The following is a 15,763-nucleotide window of genomic DNA, read 5'->3' as shown; positions in this document are numbered from 1 at the left end:
CGTCGGATGGGTCGTTACCCGTCCCGTTCGTACTCCCTGAGCACCGACGAGACGGTGTTTTCGACTTCCTCGAGCGCGACGGCGTTTGTCTTCCTGAGGTCCCCGTTCCGGCGTGCCGCGCTCAGGTGCCCCAGCGCCTCCCGAAGATGCCGTTCGGTGTCGAGTTCGTCGTCCATGGTTCGAGGGAACGGTTATAACCGACTCGAGCGGTTAAGTTCGTCGGTAAGCTCGATCACTCGAGCGCGGCCCGGATCGCCGCCCGCCGTTCGGCGAAGGTCGCGTCGTCGAGCACCGGCGTCGCCGATCCGCGGTCGATATCCACGGCTTCCTCGAGATCGATCCAGGCGCGACACCCGCGGTAGCTGGCCCGTTCCGCGATGAGTCGGGGCGATTCGAGGGCGGCGACACGGAGCAACAGGACCCGCAGTTCGTCGTCGGGGTCGTACTTGTCGCGCAGGCCGTCTGGCGTGTAGACGTAGTGGCGTGCCAGCGACTCGAGGTCGGCACTCGAGACGGTGTACTCCTCGCGGACGTCGGCGACGGCCCGAACCGGGACGCCGGCGTCCGGTTTGGCGTTCGAACGATGGTAGTAGTCCTCGTACCGGGACTGATACCGGGACGGGTCCTGATGGCTGTATGCCGGATAGAGGACGAAACGCCCGTCTATCGTTCCCGGGTCGAGCGTCGGATGGCGAACGAGGACGGTCTGTGTGCCGTCGATCAGGGCGTTGACGACGCCGGCCCGTTCTTTCAGCGCCGGAATCGCCTCGGCTGTCGTCGCGTCGCTCATTGCTTTCACTCCACTGAACGCGAACGATCTCCAATTCGGTTTCGGTCCTTCGGGGAGGCGCTCGATCGGATCACCGACGGATTCAAGTTCGGGTATGCGAACGCACGGACAATGACGAACGGATTCGTCCTCGGCGGCGTCAGCTCCGGCGTCGGCAAGACGGTCGCGACGCTCGCCATCGTTCAGGCGCTCGAGGACGCCGGCTACGAGGTCCAGCCGGCCAAGGCGGGGCCGGACTTCATCGATCCGAGCCACCACGCAGCGATCGCCGGTCGCCCGTCACGCACCCTCGATCTCTGGCTGGAGGGCGAGGACGGCCTCCGGCGAAACTACCATCGCGGCGAGGGCGATCTCTGCGTCGTCGAGGGCGTGATGGGGCTGTACGACGGCGACGGCTCGAGCACGGCGATGGTCGCCGAAGCCCTCGATCTTCCGGTCGTCCTCGTCGTCGACGCGAAGGCGGGGATGGAAAGCGTCGCCGCGACGGCCCTCGGGTTTCGGGAGTACGCCGACGCGGTCGGCCGCGATATCGAGGTCGCCGGGATCGTCGCCCAGCGTGCCCACGGCGGCCGCCACGAGGAGGGCATCCGCGACGCTTTGCCCGACGATCTCGAGTATTTCGGCCGGATCCCGCCGAACGGCGACCTCGAAATTCCGGATCGGCATCTCGGCCTCGAGATGGGCGAGGAGACGACGCTGCCGAGGGACGCGCTGCGGGAAGCCGCCGGGTCGCTCGAAGTTGAACGGCTGGCCGACGTGGCACGGGAGCCGCCAGCGCCCGACGATGCCGTCGGGGTAGCCGAAGCGGTCGACGCCACCGTCGCCGTCGCCAGCGACGCCGCGTTCTGTTTTCGATACCCGGCGACGATCGAGCGGTTCCGCGAGCGCGCCACTGTCGTGACGTTCTCGCCGGTCGCTGGCGATCCGGTGCCGGACTGTGACGGCGTCTACCTCCCCGGCGGCTATCCCGAACTCCACGCCCCGAAACTCGGGTCGTCCGACACCCTCGGGGAACTCGGGCGACTCGCAAGCGAAGGACTCCCGGTCCTCGGGGAGTGTGGCGGCCTGATGGCGATGAGCCGCTCGCTGACGACCGCCGAGGGGGAGACGAGCGAGATGGCCGGAATCCTGCCGGCGGACGTGACGATGCACGATCGGTATCAGGCGCTCGATCACGTCGAACTCAAGGTGACCGACGACACGCTGACCGCTGACGCCGGCCGGACGATTCGCGGCCACGAGTTCCACTACTCGAGCGCCGACGTCGACGACGATGCCCGCTTTGCGTTCGAAACCGTTCGGGGCGACGGGATCGACGGCGACCACGACGGCCTCACCGCGTACGAATCGCTTGGAACCTACGTCCACGTCCATCCGGAAAGCGGGGCGTTCGATCGGTTCCTCGAAGCAATATCCCCCTGACTGGACGATCGCCCCTCGTACCTTGTCGTTTACTTGTGCCCACACGATATGATAGCTGTGGTAGATACAACGCCGATCAGCGTCATCCTGCCGACGACGGGATGGAACGACGCCTGCGAGGAGATCGCCGACCAACTCCGTCCGGCGGACGAACTCCTCGTGGTCTGTGATACGGCGCTCGAGCCGGTCGCCGATCGCATCGACGACCATTCCGACAACGTCAGGCTGGTGGTCGCGGGCGAACCCGAGGGGTGTTCCGGCAAGGCGAACGCGATCGCCGCCGGGATGGAGGCGGCCGAACACGATCGACTCGTCTGGACCGACGACGACTTTCACCATCCGCCGGACTGGCTCGAGGGCCTCCGGACCGACTACGACCGACGTGGGCCGACCACCGAGGTGCCGGTCTTCGCCGGTCAGGATCCGCTCGCAATGGTGCTCGAACCGACACACGTCGTCAGCGGGACGCTCGCCGTTTACTTCGCGGGGGTTCCGTGGGGCGGCTCCGTCGTTTTCGAACGCGACGATATCGACGAAGCGGCGTTTCTCGAGGACCTTCGCCGGACGGTGAGCGACGACGGCCTTCTCATGGAATACACCGACGTCACAGCCGTCAAACGGACACGAAGCGTCGAGATCGGGGGTTCGGTTCGCGAGACGCTCGAGAACCAGGTCCGGTTTACACAGATCGTCCGTCGACACGACCCGACGGCGTTCGTCGCGCAGGTCGTCGTCGGGGCGGTGCTCGCTCTCGGATGCGTGCTGTTCCCGATCCCTGCGTTGGCGCTGGTGACGGTGGCCATGGCCGGCGTGTACGCCGCGTTCGGCATTCGCCGGTGGACGTTCCTCGCGGCGTACCCGGCGGTGTTGGCGGCGATACCGCTTTTGCTGTACGGACTGGTTCGGCGCTCGTTCGTCTGGGGCGGGCGGCGCTATCGCTGGCACGACAAGTTCGACGTGACCGTCGAGTCCGAGTAGCGACGACTCCGAGAGCGACGCGTTCGATCCTGACCCGCTAGGCAACCCCAGTTGTCCTACCCCAAACAAAATTGTTTTAGGGGCGGCCGCTGTTCCACCCGGTGATGCCACCCATCGCGCTGCCACACGACGCGAAGGCCGGGCCGACCAAGTCGGAGGTCCGGGCCGTCGTCCGATCGAAGCTCGCGCTCTCCGCGGACGACCACTTCGCGGAGGTCGGCTCCTGTACCGGGGCCGTCACGATCGAGGCCGCCCAGCGAGCGGGTCGGGTAACTGCCATCGAGCGAAAGGCCGAGCGGCTCGAGACGACCGAGAAGAACCTCGCGGCCAACGAGGACTCGATCCGGGCGGCTGTCGAGCTTCGGAACGCGGAAGCGCCCGAGGGGCTGCCGGACGACGCCGATGCGCTCTTTCTCGGCGGCAGCCGGAACTTCGAGGCCGTCCTCGATCACGCCGTCGAGACCGAAATCGATCGGATCGTGATGAACGTCTCGCGGCTCGAGGTCGCCGGCAAGGCGACCGAGGCCTTCCGCGAACGCGGGCTTCTCGAGGAGGTCGTCCAGTTTCAGGTGAGCCACGGCTACGAACTCGCCGGCGCGACGAGTTTCGATTCGGACAATCCGGTCTACATGCTGGTCGGGAGCGCAACGCCGGATGCGAACGACGGCGGGGACGGGGAAACGGTCGCCGCCGACGGCGGCCCGACGCGGACCGGGGGTGTCGAGCGGTGACCCTCTACGGCGTCGGGCTCGGTCCCGGCGAGGCGGACCTCGTGACGGTACGCGGGAAGGGCGTTCTCGAGTCGGCCGACGTGGTCTACTCGCCCGGGCGGCTGTCCCGGACGGTCGCGCTCGAGCACGTCGACGAATCGAAGATCGGCGACCTCGATTTCCCGATGACGAAAGACGAGGAGAAGCTGCGGCGGGCGTGGAAGGACGCCGCCGCGGAGGTCGCCCCGAAAGCCCGCGAGGGCGATGTCGCCTTCGTCACGCTCGGCGATCCGAACGTCTACTCGACGTTCGGTCACCTGCGGCGGACGATCGCCGCCTTCCATCCCGACGTGGATCTCGAGATCGTTCCCGGCGTCAGCGCCGTCACGGCCTTTGCGACCGCGATGGGCGTCGAGATCGAGGCCGGGGCCGGTCTCTCGCTGTGCGAGGCAGCAAACGGTGCAAGCCCTACCGGACCGGACCGGATGATCCTCTTCAAAGTCACCGACGCGCCGGCGACCCACGAGGGGCTGGTCGAGGCCGGGTACGAGGTCACCTACGGCCGCCGGCTGTTCATGGAACAGGGCGAGACGATCGTCACGGACGATCCCGCGACAATCGCCGAGCGCGACTACTACACGCTCGCCTACGCCGAGAAGGAGTCGCTCGAGACCGAGCCGGCGACGGCCGCCTTCGAGACCGACTCGGACGACGGCAACGCGACAAGCGACGAACCCGTCGCGGACGGCGGGCGGACGACCGAACTCGACCGTGCCGAGGGCTGTGAGGGCGGCGACTGTGGAGGACACCAATGACTGACGACGCCGAACCCGCCGCCGACGGCGGCGAGCCACAGGACGCAATCGATGCACAGGGAACGCGCCGCCGCGAGGAACTCGACGAGCGGGTCTTCGAGTACAGCGCCGGCGACGAACAGGAGGGGATCCCCTTCGTCGGTGCCGGCCCCGGTAACCCACGGCTGTTGACCGTCGCCGGCAAGGAACTGCTCGAGGAGGCCGACCTCGTGGTCCACGCGGGGTCGCTCGTCAACAGCGAACTCCTCGAGGCGTACTGTGGCCACGCCGAACTCGTCAACTCCGTCGGCAAGGACCTCGAGGAATTGATCCCGCTGATGCGGGACGCCTACGAGGACGGCCGGACCGTCGTCCGCCTTCACAGCGGCGACCCCGCGATCTACGGCGCGGCACTCGAGCAGATGGACGCGCTCGAACACGAGGGCGTCCCGACGTACTTCGTGCCCGGCGTCACGTCCGCGTTCGCGGCCAGCGCGACGCTGCGGACGCAACTGACGCTCAACGAGGTCTCGAACCACGTCGCCTTTACCCGCCCGCAGGGCAAGACCCTCGACCCCGAGGAGGACCACATCTCCGAGTTCGTCGCAATGGGCGACGTGACGACCTGTATCTACCTCGGGACCCACGCCGTCCGTGAGACGATGGACCGGTTACTCGAGGACGGCCACGATCCCGAGACGCCGGTCGCGGTGATCTACCACGCCTCCTGGCCGGACGAGGACGTGATCGTCGGCTCGATCGGGACGATCGCCGACCAGGTCGAGGCGGCCGGCTACCGCGCCTCGGCGCTGGTCGTCATCGGCGACGCCGTGACCGGCGCGGGCTACGAGCGCTCCTATCTCTACGGCGACTGGGCGAATCGAGGTGCGGAGGGAGAGGGTACGTCGGACTAACTAAAGCCGTGGAACGGGCGCAAGGCGCGTCCAGTCGATGATCGCCTCGGGGTCGTGATACCGTTGATAGATTCCGCCGCGCTCGTACTCGGCGGTGAACGAGGCGATACCGGGGCCTCGAACACGGAGATCCCGCGGCGGAGCCAGCCCCATGCCGACGTAACAGTCCCGAAGCTGGCACCGGAGGTGATCGACGACACGCCGCTGAAACGCCGCGATCGACGGGGCGGGGCCGTCGGGAGCCGGCAGTTGGAGACGGGCGGCGAGGGGCGTGCTGTCGGTTTCCGTTCCCGCACCGTATTCGACTCGCGTCGTCCCGTCGGTTTGCCAGTGAACCCGAACCGAGGACGTGCCGTCGACGAATTCGGGTCGATCCAGTCGTTCGCTCGGACGCCGATCTTCCGGGGCAGGTGATCGACCGAGCGCCGCATCGAGTCGGGCGAAGAGGTCACGATCATCCCGATCGGGCTGCTCGTCCATCGATCGTCGAAGCGCGCCGAGTGCCTCGAGTTCGATCAGCACGTCCAGAAGCGGCCGAAGCCGACCGTCGTCGACGGTCAGGGAGACGTCCTGTTCGATTAGTTGACAGGTAGCATCCGGTGCGCCTGCGGGCGGCTCGACCGGGTACTCCCCGTTATCGGCGACGGCCGTCTGTTGGCGGTGGACGGCTTCGAACTGGGATTCGAACGTCTCGAGTGACATCGCGCCGACGACGAGCGCGGTCGCGGCGATCCGCTCCGGATACGCGATTCTGTCGCTGGATCCATAGGGAGAAAGCGTGTCGTACCCGAATTTCCGAAACACGTAGTACTTCCCGAACCGTGACGCGTGTGCGTACCGTTCGTGTTCTACCGGCGTACGTTCCTCCGGAGTATCCGAATACGCGTTACAGCGGTGGCTCCGTTGCGTTCCATCCCGTTCGATGACGAGTCGGTGTTCGTTTCCACCGTTATCGATTACGGCGAGTTCGACGACGCGTTCGGTTTCGGACTGGATCGTGGCTTTCATTGTAGATCGGGATGGTTGAACGGGCTGAAACGGACGATCACTTCGGTTTTCGTCCGTCGGAGTCGCGTGTCATTACTCGAGAGTGATCGCTGATAAAATTCACGGGTATCGGACGAATTATATCCGCTGGACTCGAGTCGCTACCCGGTGCGTCGGCGTCCGCTGTCACGCGGTTATCGTCGCCTTTCTTCTCTCGGGGTTCATCGAATATTTTATATGAAGGGGAGACCGTGTCTATATGTACTCGATTTGCCATGACTCGGGACGCGGACTACAACAGAGACGGCAGGGGGCTCTCCCAGTTCGAGAAGAACCGGTTTTTCAAGGGGAAGTTAATGACCCCTCGCGACATGGAGGCCGAGCAGACGTACCATGCCGACCGTCTGCAGACGCTCAATCGGTTCATCGACGGTGCGGGTATCGTGTACGGGCTCGACGTGCAATCCATCACCGAGACCGAAGACGGCATCGACGTGACCATAAATTCCGGTCTCGCACTCGATGAGTGTGGCCGCCCGATCGTCGTCGATCAAGTGACGACGAAAACGTTGCCGGCTCCGTCGGGCGACGAACTACACCTGTTCATTCAGTACAGCGAGATCGCTGTCGAAACCGTTCCGGTCCCCGATACCGACGGGGCGATCGACGAGGAGGCGGTGCCGAGCCGCGACGTCGAAGTCTTCGAACTGACCCACCGCGAAGAGCCGCCGGCGGACCCGACGGCGATACCGGATCTCGATCTCTCGGATCTCGATTTCGATGACGCGGATCCGCGGACCATCGCCAGAACGATCGCCGAGCGATACCACGAGCGGCATCGATCCGGGACGGCAGACGGGGCAGATCCGGCCGTCTATCTGGGTGCGTTCGAACGAACGCCGGCTGGCTCCTGGGAACCGGCATCGGATGGCACGGGCCAGTCCTACGTATACGACCACGATATGTTGTTTACGGCGCTGGTCCATCACCTCGCCGACACCGACAACCCACACCGGACGCCGGTACAGGAACAGGACAAGGAGCGGCCGGACGACCTGGACGGAATCGTCAGGCGGCTCGACGCGATGGAAGGGACGGTCGAAAATCTGGAACGTGAGCGTGACATGTTGGCCCAATACGTTCTCCGAAAGACGATCAAAGATCGCGTGCGCTTTTTCGAGACGTTGAGCGAACGACTCGAACCGTACTCCGGCGAAGGTGCCCGACTCGCCCGCGAAATCGCCGAAGTATCCCGTGATGGGCTCGATGCGACCCCCGACCGAGAGGAGGCGTACCGCCGTCACCTCTCGACGCTCATGGATCGACTGATCCAACTCGGCGAACCCCTCGAACAGGTCGTTACAGAGGAAAGCCTCGAGCGGTACCTGAAGTCGGTTTCGCGACTCCAGTCGACCATCGAGTCCGACGAACCTCTGCTCGAACTGGTCGACGCGCACGATCAGGTGTGTGAAGCTGCCGACTCTCTTGACGTCCTCGTCGACGTCGTCCCCGAGGCCTGAAGTGAACCGTCGAGACTGACGGCACTTCTCCATTCTCCGTACGCTCGATTACATACACCGAAACACGAACCGGCTTCTCGGGCCATCTGTCGGGCGATTATGACGGTATCGATGAATTGTATATTGATCAAAAAGATTTATATTATAACAATCTGAAAATCGTATATCATAGCACGATAAGTGGGAGGAAAAATAAATGCCAGAATACCAATCCCCAGGCGTATACGTTGAAGAGGTCAGCGGCGGCAGCAAGTCCGTCGAAGGAGTCAGCACCAGCACGGCCGGATTCCTCGGCCAGACACACCGCGGGCCAGTGGAACCGCGGCTCGTCACGAGTTACACGGAATTCGAACGGCTGTACGGGTCGAGTCCGAAACACTCGCACCTCGACGTCGCCGTCGACGGGTTCTTCAAAAACGGCGGGAGCCGCTGTTACATCGGCCGCGTCACCGCAGCGGACCCGGAAGACACTGCGACGACGACGCTCGTCGACGACAACAAAAACGAAGTTCTCGAGGTCGAAGCGAACGGACCGGGCGAGTGGGGCAACTCCGTCGCCGTCGTCGTCCGTGACGGCCAGCGCCCCGATCAGTTCGATATGGTCGTCCGGTACTGGTCGTGTGATCTCGAAGAAGTGAGCCAGCCCGGCTCCGATCGACCGGACCCGGCTCCCGACGTCGAGGAGGTCTTCGACGGGCTTTCGACCGATCCGCAGTCGAGTCAGTTCTACGAGAAGCAAGTCACCAACTCGGTGCTCGTCGACGTCGAGTACCTCGAGGACGGGCGTCCCGTCAACGGGCTCACGTGGCTAACCCGCGGCAGTCCGTCGGCGTATTCGGACGGCGGAGTCGTCGAGACCGACGAAAAGACCGTCGTACACATCCCGGAAGACCTCGAGGAGATGAACTACGGTGACCTTCGGGGGCTCGCGAAGCCCTTCGAGACCGAAGGGAATCCCTCCAAAGACGACCTCATCGAGGATCTCAAGGAGATCCGTTCCGGGGAGCGCGAGGTCGACGTCGAGGTCGTTGCGGCAGAACCGGAGAAGCCCGACGCGGAAGGCGAAGTCACGCTGAGCGACTACGAAGGGACCGACAAGCCCGGCCTCCGAACCGGCCTGGCCGGCTTCGAGGCGCTCGACGACATTTCGATCGTCTGTGCCCCCGATGAAAACGACGTCACCGGTCTGACGGACGCGATCGTCGCCCACTGTGAGAACATGGGCGAGCGGTTCGCGATCCTGCAGGCCCCCCAGAACCCCGGCCCGGTCTCGGAGATGGAAACGCCCGTCGATTCGACGTACGCCGCGTACTATTACCCGTGGCTCACCGTCCTCGATCCCGTCACGAACCGTGAGAAACTTTCCCCACCGGGCGGGCACATCGCCGGCATCTACGCTCGAAGCGATGCCGAGCACGGCGTCCACAAGGCACCTGCGAACGAGGTCGTTCGCGGTATCGTCGGCCTCCAACACGAGGTCACCAAAGGCGAACAGGACGTCCTCAACCCCAAGGGGATCAACTGTATCCGCAGCTTCCAGGGACGCGGCATCCGCGTCTGGGGTGCCAGAACCACGTCCAGCGATCCCGAATGGAAGTACCTCAACGTCCGACGGCTGTTCCTGTTCATCGAACAGTCCATCGACGAGGGGACACAGTGGGCAGTCTTCGAACCCAACGACAAGGACCTCTGGGCGCGTATTCGGCAGTCGGCCGAAAACTTCCTGACTACCGTCTGGCGCGAGGGCGGCCTGCAGGGCTCGACAGCCGACGAGGCGTTCTACGTCCGCTGTGGTGAGGAAACGATGACACAAGACGACATCGATAACGGCCGCCTCATCGTCGAGATCGGCATCGCACCGGTCAAACCGGCCGAGTTCGTCATCTTCCGAATCAGTCAGGACACGGAAGAAGCCTAACGTCCTGACTGAAATGTCGCTCATATCGTAGCAACAGTAACTATAACCGATTTCCGACAAAAATAACGATCCAACAATGCCAGAACACGGACCACTTCCGAGCACGGAGTTTGCCGTCGAGCTCGACGGCGTAAACATTCCCGGCTTCCTCGAGGTCAAACTTCCGACCCAGGAAACTGATCAGCAGGACTACCGCGAAGGTGCTGACCCGAAGCACTCGCGGAAACTTTTCGGCGACGTCAAATATTCGCCGCTAGTACTGGCCCGCGGGGCCGAAGAGGCCAACGAAAACCTCGATAAGTGGCGAAAGGCCGTCACACAGGGCAACCACGACGAGGCGAGAAAGAACATCGCAGTCATCATAAAGAACAAGTCTGGCGAATCAGCACTTCGATACGAGTTCACGAACGCGTGGATCCGCAAGTACGAACCGCCGACGCTCAACGCGCAGGCAAGCGGCAGTTCGGAGGCGATCGCCGTCGAAACGTACACGATCGAGTTCGAAGAGATGGAACGCAAGAACGTATGACGCACTCGGATACGTCCTCGGACTCCGAGTTCACGGTCGGTCGAAACCGGTACGGTGACGGCTGGCGGATCGACGAAGAGGGCTGTCTCCACATGGGTGTTGCCACGCCGTTCGTCGAACACATCACGACAGCACACAACGGATCACAGTAGTCATGACCGGACAACCGCTTCAGACCGAGTTCGAGTTCACGCTTCCGCGAGGGTACGTCGACGAGGAAGGGACGCTTCACAAGGAGGGGCGAATGCGTCTCGCGACGGCAGCCGACGAGATCCAGCCGCTGAAAAATCAACGCGTGCAATCGAACTCGTCGTACCTCACGATCGTACTGCTCTCACGCGTCGTCACGGAACTGGGGACCCTCGAGACGATAGACGAGGAGGTCATTCAGAATCTGTTCGTCACGGACCTCGAGTACCTCCAGTCGATGTACGAGCGGGTCAACAACCGCGGTCGGAACGCCGTCGAGACGACCTGTCCGGACTGTGGTTCCGTATTCGATGTCGACGCGGAAACGGGGGCACACCTTCGTCCGGCCGACGGCGAGGACGCTACCGAGATGACGTTCGATACGATCGAACCGACGACCGACAGCCAAACCGACGGCGACATCGAGGAGGTCGAACCCGAAGCGGGAAATCGAGCCGAGTGATGCAGCGATACGATCCCGACACCCTCTTCGAGGAGGTCGCGTTCATCGCCTATCACTTCGGCTGGAGTCATGAGGAAGTTCTCGAACTCCCCCACTGGGAACGACAGCGGTGGTGCGAGGAGATCAGTGAGATCAACGAACGAATGAACGAAGCTGCCGCCCCGGATCGCGAGCCCGATCGTGGTGAGGGCGGCAGCTTCCTCGACGACGACGGTGACGGGATCGTGCTCCAGAACTCGCTGGAGGACCTCTAACGGCCGTAGACGCCACGTAAGAAAGGACGACAATGGCAGAAACACCGTACACGGGCGAAGACAACCCCTACACCCAGTACAACTTCGAGGTACAGGTCGACGGCGAATCCGTCGCCGGATTCGCCGAAGTCTCGGGGATTACCATGCAACTCGAGACGGTTCAGTATCAAGAAGGCGGCGTGAACGACCACGTTCACACGCTTCCCGGGACCTTCGCCCACGCGAACCTCGTGTTGCAACGCGGGATGACGAACGACGTCTCCTTCTGGGAGTGGATCCAGGAGGTCATGAGCGGAAACGTGACGCGAAAGAACGTCGTCGTGAAGATGCGAGACGGCTTCAACGGCCAGAGCGGCTGGGGATGGGAGTTCAAACGCGCCTACCCGACGATGTGGCGTGGCCCCGATCTCGTCAGTACCAACCAGGGCATGGCGATCGAGTCGATCGAACTGTCCTACGAGCAGTTCACGAAGATGTCCGGCCTTCCGGAGTAAGCGCCCGGGCTCGCGAGGATATGCCGAACGTAACGATGTTTCGATTTCCTGACTACGGGACGAAAACGATACTGACGGATCGCACTGGCGGTGGCCCCGACCGCGATACCGATCGAGCGGTTACGACCGGTTTCGATATCGGTACTCCGGACGGACACGCGGGGGGAGGCGTCTAATGGCTGCACCGACTGCAATTCGAGAGACGACGAACCTCCTGGTGAAACTGCTCCGACTCCGACTGGCTCGGGACAACGACGATGAGATGTTGAACGAAGAGCAAATACAGCCGGTCCCGCCGACGGCCGTCGACGACGAATCGAGGGTTCGGCTCACGATCTACCTCTTCGGCGTCTCGAAGTCCGGGTCGCTCAACACCGAAACGACCCAGATCTCCGAGAACCGGAAGGAAAAATCCCCTCTCGGGCTCGAGCTTCGCTACCTGTTGATGGCGTTTCCAAGCGGCGAAGACGGGAGGGATGGCGTGTTGGACCAACACCAGCTACTGGGTCAGGCGATGCAGACGCTCTACGACGCCGAAACGATCGAGCCCGAGGAACTCCCCGACGCGCTGGGTGACCAACGGTTGACCGTCACGCTCGAGCAACGGGACCCGACGGAGTTGACCGACCTCTGGACCACCTTTCCCGAACTCCCGCTGCATCCGTCCGCGACCTACGCGGTCCGTCCCGTCCGGATCCCCTCGACGCAGTCGACGCCGTTCGAGCGAGTCAGCGAGCGGGACGTGCAGGTGTCGAGAGGACCCGAGTCCGAGGCGGACGGAACCGACGAAGACGGCGAGAAGTCGGACACGGACGAACGCGATTCGGGTTCGTGACTGAACCACTCCGGTTCCCGATTTTCGATCCGACGCCAGTCACTCCTCGTCGGCGTCAGTGTCGGCGGCATCGTTCCCGTACGTGCGTCTGAGTTCCGCCCGCCAGTCGCGCTCGACCCCGCCGCTCTCGTAGCTGCGCCGTTTGTCCTCGTACTCCCGGAAGTCGACCTCGAAGCCGCCACCGCCGGCCTCCTGGGCGTACTGGAGCGCGAGAACGACGTGATCGAACGTAATCGAGACGTCCTCGAGACCGGCGGCCGTCCCATCCTCGAGCGGGCGGCCGTCGTGAGCGTCGGTCGCCGCAATGTAAGCGGCGTATTTGGCGATCTTTCTGATGACGGCGGGGGTCGCGGTGATCCGGCCGAGGAACTCGTAGTCGAAATCGTCGGTGTCGACGGTCGCGTCGTCGGGGAACGCGTCGCGCCAGAGCTCGCGACGGATGCGTTCTTGGGGCTTTCGGAACTCGATCGCGTGATCGATCCGGCGTTTGAACGCCGGGTCGATCCCCGCCTCCTTGTTCGTCGTCAACAGGACGATGCCGTCGAACGACTCGAGGCGCTGGAGCAGGAAGTTGATCTCGGTGTTCGCGTAGCGGTCGGTCGCGTCTTTGACCTCGGCGCGTTTACCGAAGATGGCGTCGGCCTCGTCGAACAGGAGGATCGCGTTTGAGCGTTCGGCCTCGTCGAGGAGGGCGGCCAGTCGACTCTCGGTCTCGCCGACGTACTTGTTGAGCACCTGCGAGAGATCAACGCGATAGAGGTCAAGCCCGGTTTCGTTGGCGATAATCTCGGCGGCCATAGTCTTCCCGGTGCCGGGCTGGCCGTAGAACAGCGCGACGACGCCGTCGCCGCGGTCGCCTGGTTCGCCAAAGCCCCACTCGCTTGTGACCGGGCCGCGGTACTGGAGGTGTCCCGCGAGTTCCTCGAGGTGGGTCTTCGTTTTGGCGTTGAGGTAGATGTCCTCCCACGAGTAACCCGGCTCGAGGGGGTCCGCGAGCGCTTCGAGGTTACTCGCCGAGTAGCGCTTGCACGCTTCGTAGCAGTGCTCGCGGGTAAGTGCGCCGTCGACGGGGGCAAACAGGTCGTCGTCGAGATCGATATCCGCCTTCTCGTCGCGGTCGGCCGGCACCAGTTCGTCGGCGTCCGCGTCGGTGCGACGGAGGTATCGGGCGGTTTCGATCGCCCGGCGGATGTCCCGCTGTGGGAGCCGAAAGTTCGTCGCGAGGGTCGTGGCGAGGGACTCCGCGGCGAACTCCTCGCGGTACTCCTCCCAGACCGCCAGGCGCGTCTCGTAGTCGGGAAACGGGCAGCGGGCGGTTTCCACGCGGTGGTGTTCGAGGTCGACGTCGGGTTTCCAGGATTCGGTGTGGCTCAGGAAGACGTCGCCGGGGGCGTCGTCGAGGCGTTCGACGATGGCGTCGACGCTCGGCCGGTCCACGGCGGCCGTGATCTCGACCTCGCCATCGTCTTCGTCGATCGTCGGGCCGTCGTCGTGGCCGGTGACCGCCTGCAAATCCTCGAGGTGGATGGTGGCCCCTTGGAGGGCGGCTTCTCGGAGCAGACGGGTGGTGCGGCCGTCGTCCGCGAGCACGTCGGCGGCGGTGGCCCGCAGGATTGGCGTGCCGGAGTCGGTGAGCGCGCCGGGCAGGCGGTCCTTGCCCGTGCCGTCCTCGCCGGAGAGATAGAAGATCGTCGGGGCGTCTGCGGTGGTCGCGCGTTCTTCGACGGCTGCGAGCGTTTCGGCGGTGTCCCCGTCGAAGACGAGATCGGCGAGCGTGCGGTCGTGGGACTCGATGTCGACGGCGTCGGCGAGAGCGGGATCGAGAGCGTCGTCGCCCTTGAGATAGGTGACGATCCGTTCGTCAACGGTGAGCGTCTCGTAACTTCGCGGTTTGGACGGCTCGCGAGACCGTTCGAGGAGGCCGTATTCGAAAAGCGGTGACGAGGGCGAGAGCGGCGACCGGTCGTTCGTCCGTCGGTCGGCGGGTTCGAGATAGCCGAGCAGCGTTTCGAGGACGTCGATCGTCGGGAATTCGGGTTGATGCCGCCCGGAGATGGTTCCGTATGACGCCGTAATCGACCGATCGATCTCCGGCGCGAGGACGAACAACAGTACGTCGAGGTCGGACCGCGAGAGGTCGAACGCCCGTCCGAGGGTATCCAGCCGGAGATCGATGCCGGCTTCGCGAGCGTCTTCGACCTCGCCGTCGATTTCTTCGGTGAGCGTTCTGAGGTCAGTCCGGAACGATTCGTCGTCGGAAGCAACTCGGTCATCGGTACCGGCGAATGCGCGAGTGGCCGTCTCGAGGTCGACGGCCTGGCCGCCCGTCTCGTTCTCGTTCGAGGGCCGGGAATCCTCCAGTGCCCGATCGAGAACCCGATCGATGCGGGAGAACTCGGCCTGGAGGTGTTCGCCGTTGGTATCGTACATACCTTCGAATCAGTTCGGTTTCAAAAATAACGTAACGATTCACTGAGGTGGAAGATATACGAGTGTCGCTACCGCATCACGGTCATCACCGAGGTCGCTGGGTTCCGGGTAATTGTGTGGACAGAACGTGTACGTGTAGCTCGAGAGAAACAATTATGTTATGACAAGCTAGAGTAAGAGAAAATGAATCGGTCGAACGGACATCATCGATCCCGGGCCGGAGAACGGGTGGAGGGGTTGCGATGACGAAAAAACGACGCAAGCGAAAGAAACGATCGTCGGAATCGGACTCCCAACAGGCGAACACGTCGGGACGTTCGTCGCAACCGAACAGCTCGTCCCTTGCAACCACTGGGCCGATCCCCGGGGAGAGCGCTGCGGCCGAAACCGCAACGCCGCCTTCCGGTCCCATCGCCGAACATACGCTGGCCGGCAACGTGCACGGCTATCAAACTCCACGCGAGCAACAGATCCAGCGCGCCCTCGCCGGCACCGACACGACACAGGATCAGGTCCCCGATACCGTCCTCGAGGTA

The 15,763-nt window shown here is 63.8% G+C and carries 17 protein-coding genes and 1 pseudogene; 14 read left to right on the top strand and 4 right to left on the bottom strand.

Annotation, left to right across the window (positions count from 1 at the left end):
* Window positions 1-14: 14 nt before the first annotated feature.
* Both TX80_RS19505 and TX80_RS14515 read right to left on the bottom strand, forming a co-directional pair.
* Window positions 15-176, bottom strand: coding sequence for a hypothetical protein (locus tag TX80_RS19505; RefSeq protein WP_195893088.1), 162 nt, complete (start codon window positions 174-176; stop codon window positions 15-17).
* 56 nt (window positions 177-232) lie between these two features.
* The gene (locus TX80_RS14515; RefSeq protein ID WP_049923853.1) at window positions 233-790 is read right to left on the bottom strand and encodes a DUF1802 family protein; all 558 of its coding nucleotides are present in this window, start codon (window positions 788-790) and stop codon (window positions 233-235) included.
* A 111-nt stretch (window positions 791-901) separates the two neighbouring features.
* Here TX80_RS14515 and TX80_RS14510 point away from each other — a divergent pair, with 111 nt between their 5' ends.
* From TX80_RS14510 to TX80_RS14490, 5 genes are all read left to right on the top strand, one after another.
* A complete protein-coding gene (locus TX80_RS14510) occupies window positions 902-2,212 on the top strand; it encodes a cobyrinic acid a,c-diamide synthase (RefSeq protein ID WP_049923852.1) in 1,311 nt (436 codons plus the stop codon).
* Window positions 2,213-2,260: 48 nt separating this feature from the next.
* Window positions 2,261-3,190, top strand: a complete 930-nt coding sequence (locus TX80_RS14505; protein WP_049923850.1) for a glycosyltransferase — start codon at window positions 2,261-2,263, stop codon at window positions 3,188-3,190.
* A gap of 104 nt (window positions 3,191-3,294) precedes the next feature.
* The gene (cbiT, locus tag TX80_RS14500) at window positions 3,295-3,921 is read left to right on the top strand and encodes a precorrin-6Y C5,15-methyltransferase (decarboxylating) subunit CbiT (RefSeq protein ID WP_049923849.1); all 627 of its coding nucleotides are present in this window, start codon (window positions 3,295-3,297) and stop codon (window positions 3,919-3,921) included.
* Window positions 3,918-4,715: a cobalt-factor II C(20)-methyltransferase gene (locus TX80_RS14495; RefSeq protein WP_049923848.1), complete on the top strand. Its 798-nt coding sequence runs from the start codon at window positions 3,918-3,920 to the stop codon at window positions 4,713-4,715. The genes cbiT and TX80_RS14495 overlap by 4 nt, the downstream gene beginning before the upstream one ends.
* The gene (locus TX80_RS14490) at window positions 4,712-5,608 is read left to right on the top strand and encodes a cobalt-precorrin-4/precorrin-4 C(11)-methyltransferase (RefSeq protein WP_049923847.1); all 897 of its coding nucleotides are present in this window, start codon (window positions 4,712-4,714) and stop codon (window positions 5,606-5,608) included. Before TX80_RS14495 ends, TX80_RS14490 begins: the two co-directional genes overlap by 4 nt.
* Here TX80_RS14490 and TX80_RS14485 read toward each other — a convergent pair whose 3' ends face one another.
* Window positions 5,609-6,616: a hypothetical protein gene (locus TX80_RS14485; protein WP_049923846.1), complete on the bottom strand. Its 1,008-nt coding sequence runs from the start codon at window positions 6,614-6,616 to the stop codon at window positions 5,609-5,611.
* 254 nt (window positions 6,617-6,870) lie between these two features.
* On the opposite strand from TX80_RS14485, the gene TX80_RS14480 reads away from it, so the two are divergent.
* From TX80_RS14480 to TX80_RS14450, 8 genes are all read left to right on the top strand, one after another.
* The gene (locus TX80_RS14480) at window positions 6,871-8,115 is read left to right on the top strand and encodes a hypothetical protein (protein ID WP_049923844.1); all 1,245 of its coding nucleotides are present in this window, start codon (window positions 6,871-6,873) and stop codon (window positions 8,113-8,115) included.
* 196 nt (window positions 8,116-8,311) lie between these two features.
* Window positions 8,312-10,033 (top strand): phage tail sheath family protein, encoded by a 1,722-nt coding sequence (locus TX80_RS14475; protein WP_049923842.1) that lies wholly within the window; start codon window positions 8,312-8,314, stop codon window positions 10,031-10,033.
* A gap of 76 nt (window positions 10,034-10,109) precedes the next feature.
* Window positions 10,110-10,562 (top strand): phage tail protein, encoded by a 453-nt coding sequence (locus TX80_RS14470; protein WP_049923840.1) that lies wholly within the window; start codon window positions 10,110-10,112, stop codon window positions 10,560-10,562.
* On the top strand, window positions 10,559-10,714 hold the full coding sequence (locus tag TX80_RS19500) for a hypothetical protein (RefSeq protein ID WP_195893087.1): 156 nt from the start codon (window positions 10,559-10,561) through the stop codon (window positions 10,712-10,714). The genes TX80_RS14470 and TX80_RS19500 overlap by 4 nt, the downstream gene beginning before the upstream one ends.
* A 2-nt stretch (window positions 10,715-10,716) precedes the next feature.
* Entirely contained in the window at window positions 10,717-11,214 is a 498-nt protein-coding gene (locus tag TX80_RS14465; protein WP_049923838.1) for a hypothetical protein, read from the top strand.
* Entirely contained in the window at window positions 11,211-11,468 is a 258-nt protein-coding gene (locus TX80_RS14460) for a DUF6760 family protein (protein WP_049923837.1), read from the top strand. The genes TX80_RS14465 and TX80_RS14460 overlap by 4 nt, the downstream gene beginning before the upstream one ends.
* Window positions 11,469-11,500: 32 nt before the next feature.
* Window positions 11,501-11,962, top strand: a complete 462-nt coding sequence (locus TX80_RS14455) for a phage tail protein (RefSeq protein ID WP_049923835.1) — start codon at window positions 11,501-11,503, stop codon at window positions 11,960-11,962.
* Window positions 11,963-12,137: 175 nt separating this feature from the next.
* Window positions 12,138-12,797, top strand: a complete 660-nt coding sequence (locus tag TX80_RS14450) for a Pvc16 family protein (RefSeq protein ID WP_049923833.1) — start codon at window positions 12,138-12,140, stop codon at window positions 12,795-12,797.
* 39 nt (window positions 12,798-12,836) lie between these two features.
* Here the strand turns inward: TX80_RS14450 and TX80_RS14445 are convergent, their stop codons facing one another.
* A complete protein-coding gene (locus TX80_RS14445) occupies window positions 12,837-15,227 on the bottom strand; it encodes an ATP-binding protein (RefSeq protein ID WP_049923832.1) in 2,391 nt (796 codons plus the stop codon).
* A gap of 242 nt (window positions 15,228-15,469) precedes the next feature.
* On the opposite strand from TX80_RS14445, the pseudogene TX80_RS19495 reads away from it, so the two are divergent.
* Window positions 15,470-15,763, top strand: a pseudogene (locus TX80_RS19495) (hypothetical protein); the annotation flags it as partial.

Source organism: Halopiger djelfimassiliensis (assembly GCF_000455365.1).
Classification (GTDB): Archaea; Halobacteriota; Halobacteria; order Halobacteriales; family Natrialbaceae; genus Halopiger_B; species Halopiger_B djelfimassiliensis.
This window is presented reverse-complemented; position numbering and strand designations above follow the sequence as displayed.